Source organism: Leisingera sp. F5, assembly GCF_001593695.1.
Genome location: NZ_LUKH01000011.1, coordinates 143,441 through 161,102 on the forward strand (window position 1 = coordinate 143,441; position 17,662 = coordinate 161,102).

General features: G+C 62.1%; 13 protein-coding genes and 1 tRNA gene. 4 read left to right on the top strand and 10 right to left on the bottom strand.

The features are described 5' to 3' along the window. The first annotated feature begins 4 nt into the window (after positions 1–4). Positions 5–943 (top strand): hypothetical protein, encoded by a 939-nt coding sequence (locus A2I95_RS09880; RefSeq protein WP_291729599.1) that lies wholly within the window; start codon positions 5–7, stop codon positions 941–943. Here the strand turns inward: A2I95_RS09880 and A2I95_RS09885 are convergent. From A2I95_RS09885 to A2I95_RS09915, 7 genes are all read right to left on the bottom strand, one after another. Continuing rightward, the gene (locus tag A2I95_RS09885) at positions 927–1,829 is read right to left on the bottom strand and encodes a hypothetical protein (RefSeq protein WP_291729600.1); all 903 of its coding nucleotides are present in this window, start codon (positions 1,827–1,829) and stop codon (positions 927–929) included. The genes A2I95_RS09880 and A2I95_RS09885 overlap by 17 nt on opposite strands. Before the next feature lie 72 nt (positions 1,830–1,901). Further along, positions 1,902–3,275, bottom strand: coding sequence for a hypothetical protein (locus tag A2I95_RS09890; protein ID WP_291729601.1), 1,374 nt, complete (start codon positions 3,273–3,275; stop codon positions 1,902–1,904). Between the two features lie 140 nt (positions 3,276–3,415). Beyond that, positions 3,416–4,984 carry a class I SAM-dependent methyltransferase gene (locus A2I95_RS09895; protein WP_291729602.1) on the bottom strand — a complete coding sequence of 523 codons (1,569 nt, stop codon included), beginning with the start codon at positions 4,982–4,984 and terminating at the stop codon, positions 3,416–3,418. Between the two features lie 109 nt (positions 4,985–5,093). Beyond that, positions 5,094–7,361, bottom strand: a complete 2,268-nt coding sequence (locus A2I95_RS09900) for a glycosyltransferase family 2 protein (RefSeq protein ID WP_291729603.1) — start codon at positions 7,359–7,361, stop codon at positions 5,094–5,096. A gap of 245 nt (positions 7,362–7,606) precedes the next feature. After that, positions 7,607–7,693 (bottom strand) — tRNA-Leu (locus tag A2I95_RS09905). Between the two features lie 172 nt (positions 7,694–7,865). After that, positions 7,866–9,470 carry a caspase family protein gene (locus A2I95_RS09910; protein ID WP_291729604.1) on the bottom strand — a complete coding sequence of 535 codons (1,605 nt, stop codon included), beginning with the start codon at positions 9,468–9,470 and terminating at the stop codon, positions 7,866–7,868. Positions 9,471–9,677: 207 nt separating this feature from the next. Then, positions 9,678–11,288, bottom strand: coding sequence for a peptidoglycan-binding domain-containing protein (locus A2I95_RS09915; protein ID WP_291729605.1), 1,611 nt, complete (start codon positions 11,286–11,288; stop codon positions 9,678–9,680). Positions 11,289–11,415: 127 nt separating this feature from the next. Here A2I95_RS09915 and lipB point away from each other — a divergent pair, with 127 nt between their 5' ends. After that, positions 11,416–12,066, top strand: coding sequence for a lipoyl(octanoyl) transferase LipB (gene lipB, locus A2I95_RS09920; protein ID WP_291729606.1), 651 nt, complete (start codon positions 11,416–11,418; stop codon positions 12,064–12,066). Here lipB and A2I95_RS09925 read toward each other — a convergent pair. Both A2I95_RS09925 and A2I95_RS09930 read right to left on the bottom strand, forming a co-directional pair. Next, positions 12,063–13,757 carry an alpha/beta hydrolase gene (locus tag A2I95_RS09925; protein ID WP_291729607.1) on the bottom strand — a complete coding sequence of 565 codons (1,695 nt, stop codon included), beginning with the start codon at positions 13,755–13,757 and terminating at the stop codon, positions 12,063–12,065. The genes lipB and A2I95_RS09925 overlap by 4 nt on opposite strands. A 352-nt stretch (positions 13,758–14,109) precedes the next feature. Next, positions 14,110–14,535, bottom strand: coding sequence for an HIT family protein (locus tag A2I95_RS09930; RefSeq protein ID WP_291729608.1), 426 nt, complete (start codon positions 14,533–14,535; stop codon positions 14,110–14,112). A gap of 234 nt (positions 14,536–14,769) precedes the next feature. Between A2I95_RS09930 and A2I95_RS09935 the strand changes: the two genes are divergently transcribed. Beyond that, positions 14,770–16,443: a cytochrome c oxidase subunit 1 gene (locus A2I95_RS09935; protein ID WP_291729609.1), complete on the top strand. Its 1,674-nt coding sequence runs from the start codon at positions 14,770–14,772 to the stop codon at positions 16,441–16,443. Positions 16,444–16,598: 155 nt separating this feature from the next. Next, entirely contained in the window at positions 16,599–17,081 is a 483-nt protein-coding gene (locus tag A2I95_RS09940; RefSeq protein WP_291729610.1) for a DUF2244 domain-containing protein, read from the top strand. A 94-nt stretch (positions 17,082–17,175) separates the two neighbouring features. On the opposite strand, the gene A2I95_RS09945 is transcribed toward A2I95_RS09940, so the two are convergent. After that, positions 17,176–17,649 (bottom strand): GatB/YqeY domain-containing protein, encoded by a 474-nt coding sequence (locus A2I95_RS09945; RefSeq protein ID WP_291729611.1) that lies wholly within the window; start codon positions 17,647–17,649, stop codon positions 17,176–17,178. Positions 17,650–17,662 lie beyond the last annotated feature (13 nt).

Here is a 17,662-nt window from a genome sequence, read left to right on the forward strand (position 1 = left end):
CCCCATGCTCGGCGCGCTCGCCTTTGCCGCCCGGCATGGGCGGGCCGCTTTGGTCCTGGGACTGTTGGCCGGGCTGCTGCTGCCCGGCCTCGCCGCAACGCTTCAGCCCTGGCTGCCGGAAATGGTGGCCGGGCTTTTGTTTTTGAACGCCTACCGGATCGGCTTGCGCAAGGCTGCCGGCGGGTTGGCGGACGGGATTGGCACCGTCAAAGCCATTGTACTGCTGCAAGTGGGGCTGCCACTGCTGGCGCTGGGAATTGCCTCTCTGATCGGCCTCGCGGAAACCCCTGCCGCAATAGCGCTGATCCTGATGCTGAGCGCGCCGTCCGTGACCGGCAGCCCCAATTTCACCGCGCTGATGGGGCACGCGCCGGAACCCGCCTTCCGCCTGCTGATCCTTGGCACCGCGCTGATGCCGCTGACAGTCATTCCTGTGTTTCTGCTGGCCCCCAGCCTGGGAGACCTTGGCGATGTGCTGCGCGCCGCAGGGCGGCTTATTGGCGCGATTGGCATCACCGTGGCCTTCGCCTTCCTGCTGCGCCGGCTGACCCTGCCGCAACTGCGTGAGGATCAGGCCAAGGCTATCGACGGGCTGACGGTGATTGCGCTGGCGGTCATCGTGGTCGGGCTTATGGCGGCGCTGGGACCGGCGCTGCGCGCAACACCTGTGCTGGTTGTGCAATGGCTGGGCTTTGCGCTGGCCGCCAACCTGGGCCTGCAGATGATGGCCTTTGCAATTTTGCGCCGCCGCGCGGGCAGTGGCGCCGTGCCTGTATCCGTGGTCGCCGGCAACCGGAACTTCGCTCTGTTCCTGATCGCCCTGCCCGCAGCCACCACCGATCCGCTGCTGATCTTTCTGGGCTGCTATCAGATTCCGATGTATTTGACCGCGATCCTGATGAAGCCGCTGTACGGGCGCCGCAGCCTCAGGACAGAAACGTGACGCCAGGCATCCGGCGGATCAGCTCTGCATCGGCCTGGTAGGTTTCGCTCATCTCATCCACCAGCGCCTGCGACCAGCCCGGCAGATCAATTTCCTCTTCGATCGCCTCTTCCGAATGGAAGTAGCTGAGGAACAGGGCGCGCACCCGCTCGCGCTGCGCTTCCGACAGGCCGGGGCGGTTTGCCAGATAGGCTTCCAGCCGCTCGTATCCCGCCTCCGAGATGATGCCGCGGGTAATGTCCAGTTCGCCGTCAAAACGAAAGCCGCCGCCCAGCCCCGTCACCTGCCCCAGGATATTGGGCCAGATCACCGGTGTTTCCTCGTTGCACCAGACTGTGATGCGGCAGCCGGGGTTGCTGTCCTGAATATCCGCAACCACATCCGACCAGCGCAGATTCAGGAAGTCCGTGCCTGCAGCAAACTGCTCCCAGCTCCGGTTGGACTGGGATTTGAACACCGGCCCGATCAGCGTGGCCGGATTGCGCAGGCCGAGGAAAAACTCGCACGGATTGCCCGGGAAGACTGTTCTCAGCGCCGCGGTATTGCTGCCCGCATTGCGGTAGAGCCGCCCGCCGCTGAGCATCCAGCCCGGCACTCCGAGAAATCCGGAGCTGGTCAGGATGATCCGCGAAACACTCTGGTCCTTGACCATGCCGGCCAGCAGCGCCGCGCGTTCCTGATCGGTGACGGAATCCTGGTTCTGCTTGCGCAGCATTTGATTGACAGCCGCCATATAGGTGCCCGGACGGCGGATCATCACGCGGTGTTCCAGCAGCCGCTGCGCATCCTTGCGCAGCGACCAGGTCAGCTGGCCGTTGTCGGTATTCGGCGCCCCGATGTGGAAAGCGAGGGTAATATCCCGCATGTCAGCGTTTGCCTGGTTCATCGTCCCGTCCGGCCGTTGCCCCTTTCCTGTTCCGTATCCGGTCCCGGCGCGCGGTCCGGCGGATTGCACAGATCATAACCGCGCCTTCATCTGGCGGAAGAACCGGTCATCCCGCTGGCGCAAAATATAGTCGCAGGCTTGTTTGGCAAGGCGTGGATGGCCGCGGTCCAGGGCCAGATTGGCCAGCTCCCGCTGAAACCGGGGGAATTCGTGGCGTTTGCGCAGCAGGCGGTGAAACTGGTGCGATGTCAGGTCGCCGGAGATGGCGCCGCAGGCAATCTCCTGCAGGACGCCCATCTGCTGCAGCGAGGAACCCAGCCGGTGGCCCAGCAGCGGACAGCGCCAGAAGGTGACATTTGCCCCGGAAAACCGCGCTGCATGGGCCGCATCCGGTGCCACGTATGGGTCGAACATGATATGCACGCCGCCTGCCGCCTGGCTGGCCAGGGAGGCATCCCCGAACGGCCCGGAAAAATCCCTGTCCCAGACTTTTTTGTAGCGCATCTCCCAAGGCACCAGCGTCTTGTCGAGGGTGGATTGCGGGCTGATTGCAAACACTGTCGATCCGGGCGCCGCCGCCGCAAAAGCCGCCGCTGCATAGCCGCCCATTGAGGCGCCATAGAACACCACCCGGGAAAACTGTTCAAAGAAACCGCTGTCGCGCAGCGCCTCGAACTTGGCGGTGACCTCCTGGTGGCGGAACCAGGTCCAGCCGTCGGCCATCACCCCCAGCATCGACCAGCCCTGCGCCTCGATGAAGCTGAACCCCCATGGCCGCCGGTCATCGCGCTTGGTCATGGCAATGTCGAGGTTGTCGAACGTCACGACCAGCGTGCCGCCACGCGGCATGAACAGGAAGGAATGCTCTTCCAGCTCGTCAAAGAACCCTTCCTTGCCGGCCAGCCGGCGGGCCACCTTGGACCATTCCCCCGAAGGCGGCAGCGCTTCCTGCGGCTCGGCGGAGAGAATTGCCAAGCCGTTCCTGCCTGCCTCCGGCTGCACCAGCGTGTTACAGCTGCCATAGGCCTTGAGGAACGGGTAACTGCCCGACCCTTTGCGGATTTCAATCACCAGCCGGCTGAGCGGATGCAGCGCGCGGTCCAGCATGGGTTTGGCGTTCTGGATTTTGTGCCGCGCACCAAAGCTGTTCAGAGCAAGGATCACGTCATAGCTGGCCAAATCACGCGACCGGCTTACAACCCGGATCGCGTTCCGGTCGACGCCGCCCTGTTCCAGCCGGGCCTGCCAGGATTGCAGCTGGGCCGGATCGGGGGGATTGGCCTGCCCCTTGCGGTCGCAGGAGACAAAATCAATGCTGCAGCCGTAGCGCTGATACAGAAGAATGCAAAGCTCCGGCGCCTGGCCGTTGATATCAGCCACCGTGAGAACGTCGTCGGCATCCAGTGCCGGCAGCACGCTTTTGAAATCAAACCCTTCACTCATCATGCGTCGTCAACTGCCCTTCAGGGAAACACCGGCACCGGGCTGCACCGGGCCGGTCATCATCTGTCCGCGGTACACACCGTAATACCGCAGCCCTCTTTTGCGTTGTGTTATCCGAAAAGGATTAAGGATCCGGTTACCGGTCACCGCTCCTGTCCGGCACGGGTCAGGACTGTGGAATATTTACCGTGCTTGGCCAGCACCGTGACGGTGCCAAAGCTTTTCATGGCGCCGATGCCGCCGGACCCCTTGCGAATATCCAGGACGATACCGCCGCCGGGTCTGATCTGGCTGCTGAATAAATCCTGATACGTGCCGACCGGATAGTGGAACCCGCAAGACGCCAGGCTGATCACCAGATCAAAGGCACCAAGCGCTGCGGTGTCTTCGGTCTTGGGGTTGATGGTGGTGATTTTTCCGGCCGGCACGCCGTTCTTTTCCAAAAACGCGCGGGCAGTTTCCAGGCTTGTAAAGCCCGCGCCCTCGCCCTGGAAACCAAAGTGACGGCCGTTGCCTTCTTCGATGTCGATCAGCGTGATATCGCAGCTGTAACGGCGGTGCAGAAGCAGGCTGGCAAAAGCATACCCGCAGCCGATATCCGCGGCCCGTTCCGGCGCAATGGGATCGGTGGCTTGCAGGAAAAAATCGCACTCCCGTTCCGCGATCCGGATCGATTCATGCAGGATGTGATCCCGCTGCGACCGAGCTTCTGCCAGCAGCAGCTCTTCGTCACCTGCCATCCAGTCCTTGATGGTTTGTCCTGAGCTTGCCAGTTCCGAGCGCTGCAACAGGATATTGGCGACGTCCTGGTCGCTGAACATCGAGAAGTCCAGCGCCGCCGGGTCGATTTTCTCCACGGGTATCTCTTCCGGTTCAGGGGCCGGTTGCAGCAGGTGGCGGGTTTTTTCCGCATCAATCCCATGCTGGGCCAGCAAGTCATGGACATAGCAGCCTTCGGCAGGCACGCCGCCGTATTTGGCCGCGATGTTGCGGAAGCGGCGGCCCCAGAAGTGGATCGACAGCGTGTCGCTGCGGATGTGGCTGCGTGCCTGGTTCGGCCGGTTCGGGTTCAGCACCACCCCGGCCCGCTTGAACGGTACAGGATAAATCACATGGCCGGGACGGGAATTCTTGACCTCGCCGGTTTCCTGCAGGAACCAGGTGAGCGCGTCCGGCCCCCAGACACCCCAGGGCAGCAGGGAGACATGCACCCCCTGCCCGCTGTCCTTCAGCGCCTGCAGTTCGGCCTGTTTTTCAGCGCTGTACCAGGGCGGGATGGGATACTCATCACTGGTAAAGCGCAGCATCGCTGCCAGGGTCTTGGACGTCTTGGGCAGCCGCAGAACCCCGTTGTTGACCATCGGCTTGTCGTCGGAAATCCAGCCATGGAAATGCTTGCCTTTGATATCCCAAGGCTGGCAGCAATAGGCATCGGTATCGGCCCAGATGTAGTTGGTCTTGCGCAGCAAATGCAGACGGAAGGCATCGGCATGATAGGCCGGGCTGCCGGTGCGGGCGTGGCGGATGATGCGGTCAGCGGGCAGGATCTCATTGGCGTCCGCCACCTGCACCCCGTCGGGCACGCCTTTGACCTCGTCATAGGTGAACAGCACCACCTCGTGGCCATGATCCACAAAGGATTGAAGGCAAAGCTGCTCCAGCCAGCTGAGTTCTGGGCCCACCCATAGTGACGCAATGGCCGGAAGTGCCATGATGACTGCCCCTCAAAAAACCAACTGATGCAGCTGTTTAACAGCGCTTTTTTGTTAACGGATTTTAACCTGCGCCCTCACGCCCTGTCAATGTACAGGGCGGCGGGGTTCAATGGTTGGTCTCGCCGCGCTCCACTGTGAACCAGAAATCGCTGCCGGGCTCATGTCCGGCGATCTTGTCCGGGATCACGCCGGGACCGCTAAGGAACACATTGGCGCCGAAATGCGCGTGCATCCGCGACAGTTTGCACAGTTTATCGCCCGTCAGCTCCTGGAACAGCGCCAGCATGTCATCCCGGGTCTTCAACTCCTCAATCTTCTCGCGGTGCTTGCGGCTGGCGTAGTCATGCGCAGCCGCGATATCCGGATCCGCCAGCAGCCGCGCCATCTCGGCTTCCAGTGCAGGGATCATGCGCTGGATCGAGCGTTCCTCCTCGGCGTTGTTGTTCATCCGGAACCAGTAGGACAGCCCCTGGTCGCGGTCCACATGGTTCACCCGGCCGCGGTCGCGCTTGACCAGAAAGCTCTCGGCGCTGCGCACGGCGTAATGATTGAGTTGCACCAGATCGTAGCCATAGGTATCCATCGACGAGCGCCAGCCGTTGCGGAACATCTCGCGCGGCATGTCCTGGCCGGAGCCGTTGACCCAGCGGATGTTCTCCCACAGCTGCGGCTTCAGCCCCTTGGGCCGGTGCACCCCCAGCTTCTTGAAGATACCAGTGTTGCGGAACAGGGTCTTGAAGCCCCAGGCCTGGTGCGGCTTGCGGGTCACTTCAAAGGCGCAGCGGGTGAATTCGCGCAGGATCAGATCGCCGGTGAAATCGCGCACGTCATTGTTGCCGAACAACCGCCAGGTCATTGCGATCATATTGGCGTCGCCCACGGCCTGAAACAGATCGGGCAGCCGGCCCTTGCCGCATTTGATGTTGATGAACTCATCCACATCCATGCAGACCAGCCAGTCGGCGTCCCGGATCACCGGCTCCTCCTCCGCCGCCTGCAAGGCCGCGTGCTGCGGTTTCAGATCGGTGCCCCGGAACGGGTTTTCGCGGTGCTGCACGATGCCTTTGTCCTGCAGCATCTGCAGCATCGTGTCGGTGCCATCGGTGCAGTCGTTGGTGTAGACCAGAAAGTCATCCACCCCGATTGCCCGGTGGTAGGCCAGCCATTCCAGAATGAACGGCCCTTCGTTTTTCATCGTGGTGACGATGGTGGTCTTGGGCTTGCCACGGCGCCGCTTGATCGCATCCTCCGGAGGGATACGCACGGGCTTGGCGTTGAAATAGCCCGTGGCCAGCGCCAGCAGCTCCGGTGTTTCAACCAGGCTGGTCTTCGGCACGATCTTGGACACCGTGTCGGTCGGATGCCGCAGGGCCATGCAGCGGTAGAACCGCAGATCCTCCGCCGGATCCGGCTCCGCTCCGACCACCCGGATCAGCCGCCAAATGCAGTTCCCGCCGGCTGTGGCCGGTGCCAGACACCAGCGCGGCCGCAGCCCGGTGGCATCAAACTGCGTGCAGATGTGGTCCGCAAAAGACGCTTGGTCGCCCTTGCGTACCCGCCATGGATAGGCCTGCACCCCGCCCAAACGCAAACAGCCCGTCGGCGCGGCGACGGCCCGGTCAAACACATTCGCCCCCTCGCCTGGGCCATCGTTTGCACCACCGTTCGGGGCCAGCAGATCAAACAGATCGATATTGGCCACCGCGCGGGCCCGCGCCAGAAAACGGGCACGCAGGATCTCATAGACCAGAAATTCGCCCAGCGGCGCCCGCCAGGGGTCGGCAGGCGGGATCTCCATCCGGTCCTTGCCAGGGGCGCCCGGCACGTTGAAAGGATGCGCCTCCTCCGGCAGGCCATCCTTGCCCAGGGGCAGTTTGGAATGCACCACCACAACCCGTTCAAGCCCCTGAATGGAGCCAGCAAGCGTTTGCAATTCCTCTATAAAACGGCGGCTGTCTTGCGGTTTCGCCCGGTCGAGAATGACAGCCCCCTGCAGACCATGCTGCGCCGCATGGAACCGCAGCCATTCGGCCGCCGTTCGGGCTGTTTCATCATTGCGGACAGCGGCCAATACATTGAGCCCCGCAAACAGGTCTGTTTCCTCCGGGTGGAGCGGAACATTGTAAAGCGCCCCCTCGGCAGAGACTGTGACAGCGCTGGTGCCGTCCGGAATCCCGGCCTCCAGAACCGGTGCGCCGCCATAATTGTGCAGAACTGTCTTGTCCGCCGGAGACGCAAGGCCAAGCCCCTCCCGCGAGGTTCCGGATTTGAAGAACAGGCGGGCAATTCGCCCGTTGGACGCACGCAGCGCCACGGCGTCCAGCAGGGTGTTTCCCGCCAGGGACAACGCGCTGAGTTCGCGTTCAAGGATCATGCCGTCGCAATTTCCGGGGTCTGAACTGGACATACTGCTGCATCACGTTTTGGCGTTGTTGGCTCCAAATGCGAGGCACAAGGAACGCGGCCGGTTATAGCCGACCCGCAGACCTGCCGGAACCGGGAAACGCCGCGAGCACCCGCCAAAGGATCCGGCAGCTGATATTCCCGCAACAGCCCAAAACACGCCAATACGGCCACTGCATGCGCATGTGCACCATCTGCCGAATTTTTCAGGAAAGTTGGTGCGGTCGAGAAGACTCGAACTTCCACTCCGGTTAAGGAACAGCGACCTCAACGCTGCGCGTCTACCAATTCCGCCACGACCGCACTGTCTTAGGCTTGGTGTCGAGGCATATAGACCAGCCCGGATGCGATGTGAAGCTGAAAATTATCTTTTTTAGGGCAGAATGAGCGCCCCGGCAGGTCACGCCGCATAAGCGTTGGAAAACAGCCGGGTACCCGGCTGCCTCCGGTCTCTCAATACGCCTTGGGAGCCGCCTCAGTTGCCCTGGGCTGCCAACTGGCGGCGCAGCACCATCTCGCCCGACATCTGGTCATAATAAGCCGGGAATTGATCGTGGTTCACAGTGGCAGCCAGATCCTGCACATCCCGGCGCACCTGTTTGGCCAGCTGGTGCAGCGTCATGCCCGGCTGGTTCAGGCGCGACAGCAGCGCGCGGGTGAACACCGAGTTCGGATTGGCGTCCTTGTCCGACAGCCGGTCCAGCGCGGTTTGCCCTGCCCCGGCCGAGTAGAGGATAAAGGCGCCCTCCGGCGGTTCCATCCGCACCAGACCGCGGGTGCCGCCGACCGAACGCTGGCCGTCCTTCGGGAAGGGATTGTTGCGGCAAGCGTCCAGGATCATGATGGTTGAACGCGCGCCTTTGCGCTGGAAAGTGCCAAGCACCCGATCAGCGGCAATGCTTTCCCCGGTCAGGAAGCTTTCATCGCCGAAATTCACCATCGGCACATCCGAGGGCAGCAAGTAATTGCGCCCGTCGACCTCAACCCCGTGACCGGCAAAGTAGAACAGGACTTCATCCCCCGGCTTGATCTGGTTGGCAAAGGTCGAGACCGCGCTGTTGATGTCACGGCGCCCCGCGTCATACAGCGTGGTCACCTCAAAACCGAGCGCGCCGAGCGTATTGCTGACCGCCAGGGCATCATTACGCGCCTTTTGCAAGGCGGTAAGGTTCTGGTAGCCGTCGACACCGATCACCAGTGCCCGGCGGCTGATCAGCGGGGCTGCCAAATCGTTCTGCTGCAACAGGACCGGGGTTGCCGCGGCGCCGCTGCCCTGGACAACCGCGCCGTTTTGAATCAGCGCCTGGCTCTGCGCGGCGGCCATCACCTGCCCCTGCTGCATGAACTGACCCTGTTGCGGCATCTGGCCTTGGGGCACAAATTGGCTCTGCACCTGAGATTGCGGCACGAACTGCCCTTGCTGGCCCTGAAAGCGGGGCTGCTGCGGGATGCCATAAGTCTGCGTAGTGGCTGCAAATCCCATCTGCTGCTGGCCGTATTGCTGCTGCGCACTCTGCCCGTACTGCTGAGGCACGCCATAGGTGCCGGTGCTGTTCCCGGCCATCGTGGCCTGGGGCAAGCCATAGGGCTGCGGCGGCTGAGGCTGCGGCGCCATCCGCTCGGCCAAGTAGATCTTTAGCAGCCCGCGCGGCCCGTCGGGATGTGCCATCGCCTGCTGGCTGGCGAGATAGCCGCTGGTTTGCGCCCGCTGAAAGGAATGGATCAGCAGATCCTTCTCGAAATCATTCAGCTGCCCGGTAACCGGATAGCCCAGGTAAGCCTGATAGGTGGAAACAGCCTCGCGCGTTTTACGGCCCAGCTGCCCGTCGACCGCACCCGCGGGGAACCCGAAGTAGTTCAGCGATTCCTGAATCTGGCGGCCTTCCTGAGTGGACGGCAGCCGGGAACGCCGGGGCGCTTTGACGCCCGAACGCCGCTGATTCTTGGACAGGGCGCCGCCGATGATGCCGCCAAGGATGGCACCGGCAGCAAAGTCGCCCGCATCAGCGGAAACACGGGCAGCCGGCGTCATTGCCAGCGCAGAACAGATAATGAATGTGGAAAGCAGCTTGAACCGCATAAACAACCCCTAAGACAATGCACTTTTTGATTGCATAAATTGCATTCAAGACTGCGAAGTGTCAAAGCCTGAAAACCGGCATTTTAAGAAAAAACCGTCCACAGCCTGCAGAACGCAGCAGGGTTCCGGCAGCAGAGGAATTCAGCGCAAAGAAAATGGCCGGCAGTTCTGCCGGCCACGTGTTTTAGCGGTGTAACAGTAAGGCGATCAATCAGAGGAGAAGGACGGCAGGGCCGTACTGCCGGAGGCCTGCACCGGCTGCACCCGGCCGCCTGCCAGCTTTGCCGAGGCCGTCTTGATCAGCTCTGCCCGCTCAGGCTGTCCAGGGGCAAAGACAGGTGCTGCGCCGCCTTCCAGCGAGATCACGGCCATGCCGTACCAGTCCTGCGCCCTTTCTGCCGTGACCGGCGCGCCAAAGCCGAGCGCCAGATGGTGGCCGATCAGCTCTGCATAGGGACGCTGGCCAGTGCCGGTCAGGATCAGCGCGGCACCCAGCGCCACGTCCATGTCATCGCGGCGGTAACCGGAGAACAGGCAAATCCCGGCAGTATTGGCCAGCTGCTCCAGCGACATGCCGGATTGCAGCACGAACTTCTGCACATCGCCCATCACCTCGCCGCTGCCCGCGGTTCCCAGCTTGGCCAGGAACGGCTGCACAGCCGGGCCGAAGGCATCGCACTGGCTGTCGATCTGTGCTTGCGAAACGCCCTGGACCTTGCCCGCCCGGGTCTCGCCCGCGTTGATGGCATAGGTACGGGCCAGACAGAATTGCTCGCCCAGCGCCAGTTCCGGATCGGTCATGCTTGCCGCCGTCATGAAGCCGCCGTTGGAGCTGGTCAGAAGGCTGACCTTGCTGCAATAGCTGGTGAGGGAGGCGCTTTGCGCCGGCGGGTCAAACAGGGTGATGCCGCCCAGAGAGGCGCTTTCCTGCCCGGCAAAGGCTGTCACTGTGCTGCGGTTCTGCTGCGCCGCTTGGACTGGAGCGGTTTCACCCGTGTCCGCCATACGGCAGGTGCCCTGGTGGCAGGCGAAACTGGCAGGGGTCACGCCGCGCGCCAGGAAGTCATTGCGCTGATATCCCTGCGGGGTAGAAGCAAACACCATAACCGAGCAGTTAGAGGCGCCGCACCAGAAGGAGCTGCCGGAGACCGAAGTGTCGAGCACATAATCGTTCCGGCCATCGCCGTTCAGGTCCGCCAGCTGCATGAAGCCGGTGCGCTGCAGCAGCTGCTCCCCGGTCGGCTCGGAGCTGGCGGCGATTTCATCCACCGCCTGGCTGACTTCGGACGGCAACCCGCCGTAGCCGCCGCCGCTGTAGCCGCTTCCTGCGGTCCTGACGCCCGCGGCCTCATCCCGCCAGCTATGCAGCAAACCCCGCACTCCGTTAGGGCCTTGCATGGCCTTGATCACCTGCGGGCCGCCGATTTGCGCCCGGCTGTAGGAACTGACCAGGAAATTACGTTCATACGGGGCCAGATAGCCGGTGGCCGGATAGCCCATGTGAACCTGATACTGGGAAACGGCCGCGCGGGACCGTCGCCCCAGCACCCCGTCCGGCGTGCCAGCATGAAAACCGAAATAGTTCAAGGCAACCTGGGTTTCACGGTTCTGCGCCCTGGTTGCGGAACTTGCCGGTGCGCGGCGGTAGGTTGTGGCACGGCGCTGGCGTTGCTTATTCCTGTGAACTTCATTAACGATAACCCCGCCAATCACCCCTCCGACAATTGCGGCGCCCAAATCACTCGCTGTCGCAGGGCTGGTGAATGACGTTGCCAGAAAAGCGGCCGTCAATGCCGGCTTAAGCGGCTTGGAAAGCATGATACTCGCCCCCTATGGATACTAACAATGGAATCAGGATACTCCACAGTCGGGGCTGGCACCTAGGGATTTTACGCCCCTTTACCGGCGGGCGCCCAAAGGATCACGGAAGGGGATAGCAAGAGCCATGGTTGAATGGATCGCATCTGACGGCCTTGTTGAGTATGATCAAGCGGTTGCCTTCATGGAACAGCGCGCGGCGGCGATCGCGGCGGGCACTGCGCAAGAATGCATCTGGCTGGTCGAACATCCGCCGCTTTACACTGCCGGCACCTCAGCCAAGCGCGAAGATCTGACCGACCCGGACCGTTTCCCGGTCCATGACAGCAAACGCGGCGGCCAGTATACCTATCACGGGCCGGGCCAGCGGGTGGTCTATGTGATGCTGAACGTGGGCCAGCGCGGCCACGACGTGCGCCGGTTCGTGCAGCAGCTGGAAAGCTGGGTGATCGCTGCACTGGATGAGTTCAACATCAAGGGACATATCCGCGACGGCCGGGTCGGCGTCTGGGTCGAACGCCCGGACAAGCCGCAAACCGTTGCGGGCGGCATGGCCGAGGACAAGATCGCCGCGATCGGTATCCGCCTGCGCAAATGGGTCAGCTTCCACGGCATCTCGATCAACGTGGAGCCGGAGCTGGAGCATTTCACCGGCATCGTACCCTGCGGTATCACCGAATACGGGGTGACCAGCCTAGTTGATCTAGGATTGCCGGTTACGATGGCGGATGTGGACGTCGCCCTCAGGCGCAGCTTTGAACATGTGTTTGGCGGCTAACCTTTGCCCTGCGCCGCCGAAACACAGTCCTGCAGCGCTGTCAGCACCAGTTCCGGAAGGCTGTAAAACAGCAGCGCGCCCGCCTCCTGGCTGACGCAGAGCTGAGCGTTTTTCTGACCGCCGAAAGTATCGCGGATATCGGACAGCGGCGCGACGTGATCCTCGCCGCCATGCACAAAAACCGCCTGCGTATGCCGTGTCAGCGCCATCTTCTGCGTCCCCTGCCGGATCATCTGCACATCTGCCAGAAAGCCGGCGCCGCCCTGCTGCCGGAACAGCAGCTGGCTTTGCTTAAGCAGCGGCAGCAGGTCCAGCTGATCCAGCAAGGCCCTTTCCCGGCTGTTGCGCGCAGTCTGGACTTTCAGCAGCGCCTTGTGCCCGTACCAGTGCAAGGCCCCTGACCAGGCCTTCATCAGCACGGGCAGCATCCAGCGGGCACGGGCAGCGGAAAAGGCAATCAGCCAGGCATAACCGCTGAGGCCGGAAAACTGCCGCGGCGAGGTGATTGAACAATTCGAGGCGACGGCCACCAGCCCGGAGATCCGGCTGTGCAGCCGGTTGGCCGCCGCGCAGCCGTACAACGCGCCGCCCCGGTGGCTGAGCAATACCGGTCTTTGCAGGTTTTCGCGGGCGATCAGCGCATCCAATTGCTGCACAAAGGCATCCGCCGGGTCCTGCCCGCGCGGCAGCGGCACCGAGCCTCCGTAGCCCGCGCGCATCGGCGCATAGACCCGGAAGCCCAGTGTCCTAAGCTGCGGCTGCAGGCGCTGCAGCGGCACGATCCCGTCCAGAATCCCGTGCACAAATATCACCGGCTGTCCGGTATCCGCGCCAAACCGGAAGAACTGGCTGCGCCGCCCGGTTCTGTCTTCAATTTCCTCAGCTGGCGGCAGCAGCTCGCCCCGGGCAATTTTCAAATCCCGCACATGCTCGTTGATCAGGAATGCGGCGAGCCGGATCAGCTCTGCCATTCCCGGCGCCCCGGCCCTGGCCGCAATCTGCTCCAGCTCCGCTGCCACCCGGCCGCCGGCGCCGCTCATCACCGCCTTCAACGGGTCAAGATCGGATTTCTGCAGTCCGAAGGCAGCAGCAACGGGGCCTGCTGCCTCTGCGCTCCATTCACAATCCAGCCGCTCTGCCATGACGGCTGCGACAGGTCCGCCTGGCCCTTCCAGCCGGACAGGGCGGCATAAAAACCGCTCGCCCGGGCGGCCAGTGCCAAGAAACAGAACATCCTGCCAGGCAAATTCCCCCTCGCGCACCTGTTCCAGAAAGATGCTCCACCGGTCTGTTGCGGCCCGCGTCAGCCCCATGGCTGCGGGAAGATCTCCGCCGCTGACAAGCTGGCGGGCAGCGCGCCGCGACGCATTCAGCAGGCGCCCCTCGGATCCGGCACCCGCCAACAGCCAGAACCGGCTGCAATCGCCTGAATATTCACCGGGATGCGGCCGCCCTGCCCGCTCCCACTGCTGTTCCTGGATCTGTGCGGCTCGTGAGAAATGCGCCTTGAGCGCCGGCACGGCCCTGGGCCGCGCGAACGCACCCCAGCGGCCAAGGCCCTCTCCGGCGTCCCGCCTGTCCGGCGGACCAGCAGAAAACCGGTCGAATTGCTCCGGCCGGATCATCGTTTCATAAATTGCGGCAACAACCTGGTCCTGCGACAAGGCCTGCGCACGGCACAAGAGCGTCACTCCGCTCCCTCCAATACTGCTTTCCGCGTCAATTAGACGGCGCGCCCTGCAAGCATACGTTCAGGCACGGGCGTTCACCCGCTTGTTTCAGGCTGTCAGCCTGGCAACTGAAAATTCCCGGCTGATGCCGCCCTAATCCGGGCTGGCATACCGTGCCGGACCACCCAATTCTTGGGTCCCCATACGCTTGGGCGCGGGCGCCCTCTTTGACCTACAACTAATTTGCGAAACAGCTATGATCAAATTCAACTAAAATTCAACATTTATTTCGAATGCACAAATTCGCATTGAAATCACCGCCTAATTCCAGCGGTGATTTCAGTTTCTCAAAAGTCCTGCCGCCAGGTCTGCATCAATGACCGGCGAGTGCTGCGCGGATCTGTTCCGCCTGCGCCTGAATCAGCGCCTGATCCCCCATCGTTCCCGGCGGGCGCAGCCGGTCGCCCTCCTTGCGCGGCAGCACATGCATATGCAGGTGAAAAACCTCCTGCCCGCCCGCAGCCTCGTTGAACTGCTGCACGGTCACCCCGTCCGCACCAAAGGCCCTGATCACCGCATGCGACAGTTTTTGCACCGTCTGCATCACCGCTGCCATTTGCGCGGGGCTGGCGTCCAGCAGGTTGCGGCACGGGGTCTTCGGGATCACCAGAAGATGCCCGTCGCTGCGCGGCATGATATCCATGAACGCCAGTGTATCGTCATCCTCATAGACACGGGCCGAGGGAATCTCGCCGCGCAAAAGCTTAGCGAAGATATTGTCGGGATCATAAACGGGCATGCGTCTGGCCTCCTGATTTTGGCATTGCAGCGGTTGTGCGCGTGCCTTGCATCCAGGTCAAGCACCCTGCGGCGCCGCAGCCTGCATGGCATTCAAGCCCCTGCGGCAATAAATCTTGATCCAGATCAAACTCCGCCATTGAAGGCCCCGGCACGCCATTCTAATACTCCAAGGAATCCAGGCCGCCCGGAGTCCGTCTCCGGGGGCCTTTCGTTATGCAGCAGGAGGCACATAATGGCAGACGCAGCCATTCATGGTCACGGCCACGAGGACGAGCGGGGCTTTTTTACCCGCTGGTTCATGAGCACGAACCATAAAGACATCGGCATTCTCTACCTCATCGTTTCGGCGTTTGCAGGTCTCATCTCTGTTATCTTCACCGTTTACATGCGGCTTGAGCTGATGGATCCCGGCGTTCAGTACATGTGCCTCGAGGGTGCGCGCATGTTCGCAGACACCTCGGCAGAATGTACCCCGAACGGCCATCTCTGGAACGTGATGATCACGGCCCACGGCATCCTGATGATGTTCTTCGTGGTGATTCCGGCGCTGTTCGGCGGTTTCGGCAACTATTTCATGCCGCTGCAGATCGGCGCGCCGGACATGGCGTTCCCGCGGATGAATAACCTCAGCTTCTGGATGTATGTCGCAGGCACCTCGCTGGCGGTCCTCTCGGTTGTCTCCCCGGGCGGCAATGACCAGCTGGGCTCCGGTGTCGGCTGGGTTCTCTACCCGCCGCTGTCGGTGAATGAGGGCGGCTACTCGATGGACCTGGCGATCTTTGCCGTGCACGTCTCGGGTGCCTCCTCGATCCTGGGTGCGATCAACATGATCACCACCTTCCTGAACATGCGCGCACCGGGTATGACCCTGTTCAAGGTGCCGCTGTTCTCTTGGTCGATCTTCGTCACCTCCTGGCTGATCCTGCTGTCCCTGCCGGTTCTGGCAGGCGCCATCACCATGCTGCTGATGGACCGCAACTTCGGCTTCACCTTCTTTGATGCGGCCGGCGGCGGCGACCCGATCCTGTACCAGCACATCCTGTGGTTCTTCGGCCACCCGGAAGTGTACATCGTGATCCTGCCGGGCTTTGGCATCATTTCGCACGTCATTGCGACCTTCGCGCGCAAACCGGTCTTCGGTTACCTGCCGATGGTCTGGGCGATCATCGCGATCGGCGTGCTGGGCTTTGTTGTCTGGGCGCACCACATGTACACTGTCGGCATGTCGCTGAACCAGCAGGCCTACTTCATGCTGGCCACCATGGTGATCGCGGTGCCGACCGGGGTAAAAGTGTTCTCTTGGATTGCCACCATGTGGGGCGGCTCGATCGAGTTCAAAGCACCAATGATGTTCGCTTTCGGCTTCCTGTTCCTGTTCACCGTCGGCGGTGTGACCGGCGTGGTGCTGTCGCAGGCGTCGGTAGACCGGGCCTATCACGACACCTACTATGTGGTTGCACACTTCCACTATGTGATGAGCTTGGGTGCCGTGTTCGCGATCTTCTCGGGCATCTACTTCTACTTCGGCAAGATGACCGGCCGTCAGTACAATGAGCTGGGCGCACAGATCCACTTCTGGATGTTCTTCATCGGCGCCAACCTGACCTTCTTCCCGCAGCACTTCCTGGGCCGTCAGGGCATGCCGCGCCGCTACATCGACTATCCGGAAGGCTTTGCTTACTGGAACAAGATCTCGTCCTACGGCGCGTTCCTGTCCTTTGCGTCCTTCCTGCTGTTCTTCGGCGTGGTGATCTATTCGCTGCTGCGCGGCGCGCGTATCACCCAGAACAACTACTGGAACGAATACGCGGATACGCTGGAGTGGACCCTGCCCTCTCCGCCGCCCGAGCATACCTTTGAAATCCTGCCCAAGCAGGAAGACTGGGACCGCTCGCATTCGCACTAAGCAGCTGAGACCCTGACATTAAAAAAAGGCCCCGGCGCAGAAGCACCGGGGCCTTTTTCATGCGCGCGCTCCGCGATAAAAACCCGCAGTGGAAATCCCGCATTTCCGGCACATCATTTAATAAGAACCCATTTTGATCAGCAGGCGTTGAACAGATGCCCTACAACTGGACCCGTCCGCAGCAAGACGCCGAGCGCGAGCTGCACCTCTGGCCGCATCAATCGCTGCCGCCGCAGGGCTATGTGCGGTTTTTGGGCCTTACCGCCGCACTGATCTGCGTGCCGCTGATACCCGTTCTGGGGTCTTTTCTGCTGTGGGGGCTGCTGCCCTTCCTGCTGCTGGCGCTATTCGGAATGAAATGGGCGCTGGACCGCAACCGCCGCGACCATCAGATCATTGAGGTGCTGACCATCGGGAAAGAAGAGGCCCATCTGGAGCGCATCAATCCTGATGGCGGCCGTCAAAACTGGCGCTGCAACCGCTACTGGACCCGTGTCGAGATGCACGACCATGACGGCCCGGTGCCGCACTATGTCACCCTGCAGGGCGGCGGCCGCGAAGTGGAGATCGGGGCCTTCCTGTCCGAAGACGAACGGGTCGCGCTTTACGGAGACCTCAAGTCCGCCTTTGCGCATTGACCGGAAAAAGAAAAGGCCCGCAATGCGGACCTGTCCATTTCATCTTTGCAAAAATACTCCCGCCGGAGGCAGCGCGCGCCAGCGCGCCTTGCTATCAGCAGCCGCCTTTGCTGCACAGCTGGTCCTTGACCAATGGCCCGGCTTTGCCGAAATCCATCTGGCCGGTGTATTTCGCCTTCAGCGCACCCATCACCTTGCCCATGTCGCGAATCGATTCGGCGCCGGTTTCCGCCACCGCCGCAGTGATCGCCTCTCCGACCTCCTCGTCGCTCAGCTGCTGCGGCAGGAACTCCTCGATGATGGAGATTTCGCCCAGTTCCCGCTCCGCCAGGTCCAGCCGCCCGCCTTCCTCATAGGCACGGGCGCTTTCGTTGCGCTGCTTGGTCATCTTACCCAGGATGGCAAGGATTTCCCCCTCGTCAATGCCGCCCTCTTCGCCATCGGCGCGGGCGGCGATTTCCCGGTCCTTGATCGCCGCGTTGATCAGCCGCAGCGTACACAGCCGCTCGGCCGCCTTGTCTTTCATCGCTTGCTTCAAGGCCTGATTGACCTGTGTGCGCGTATCCATCGTAATAAGCATC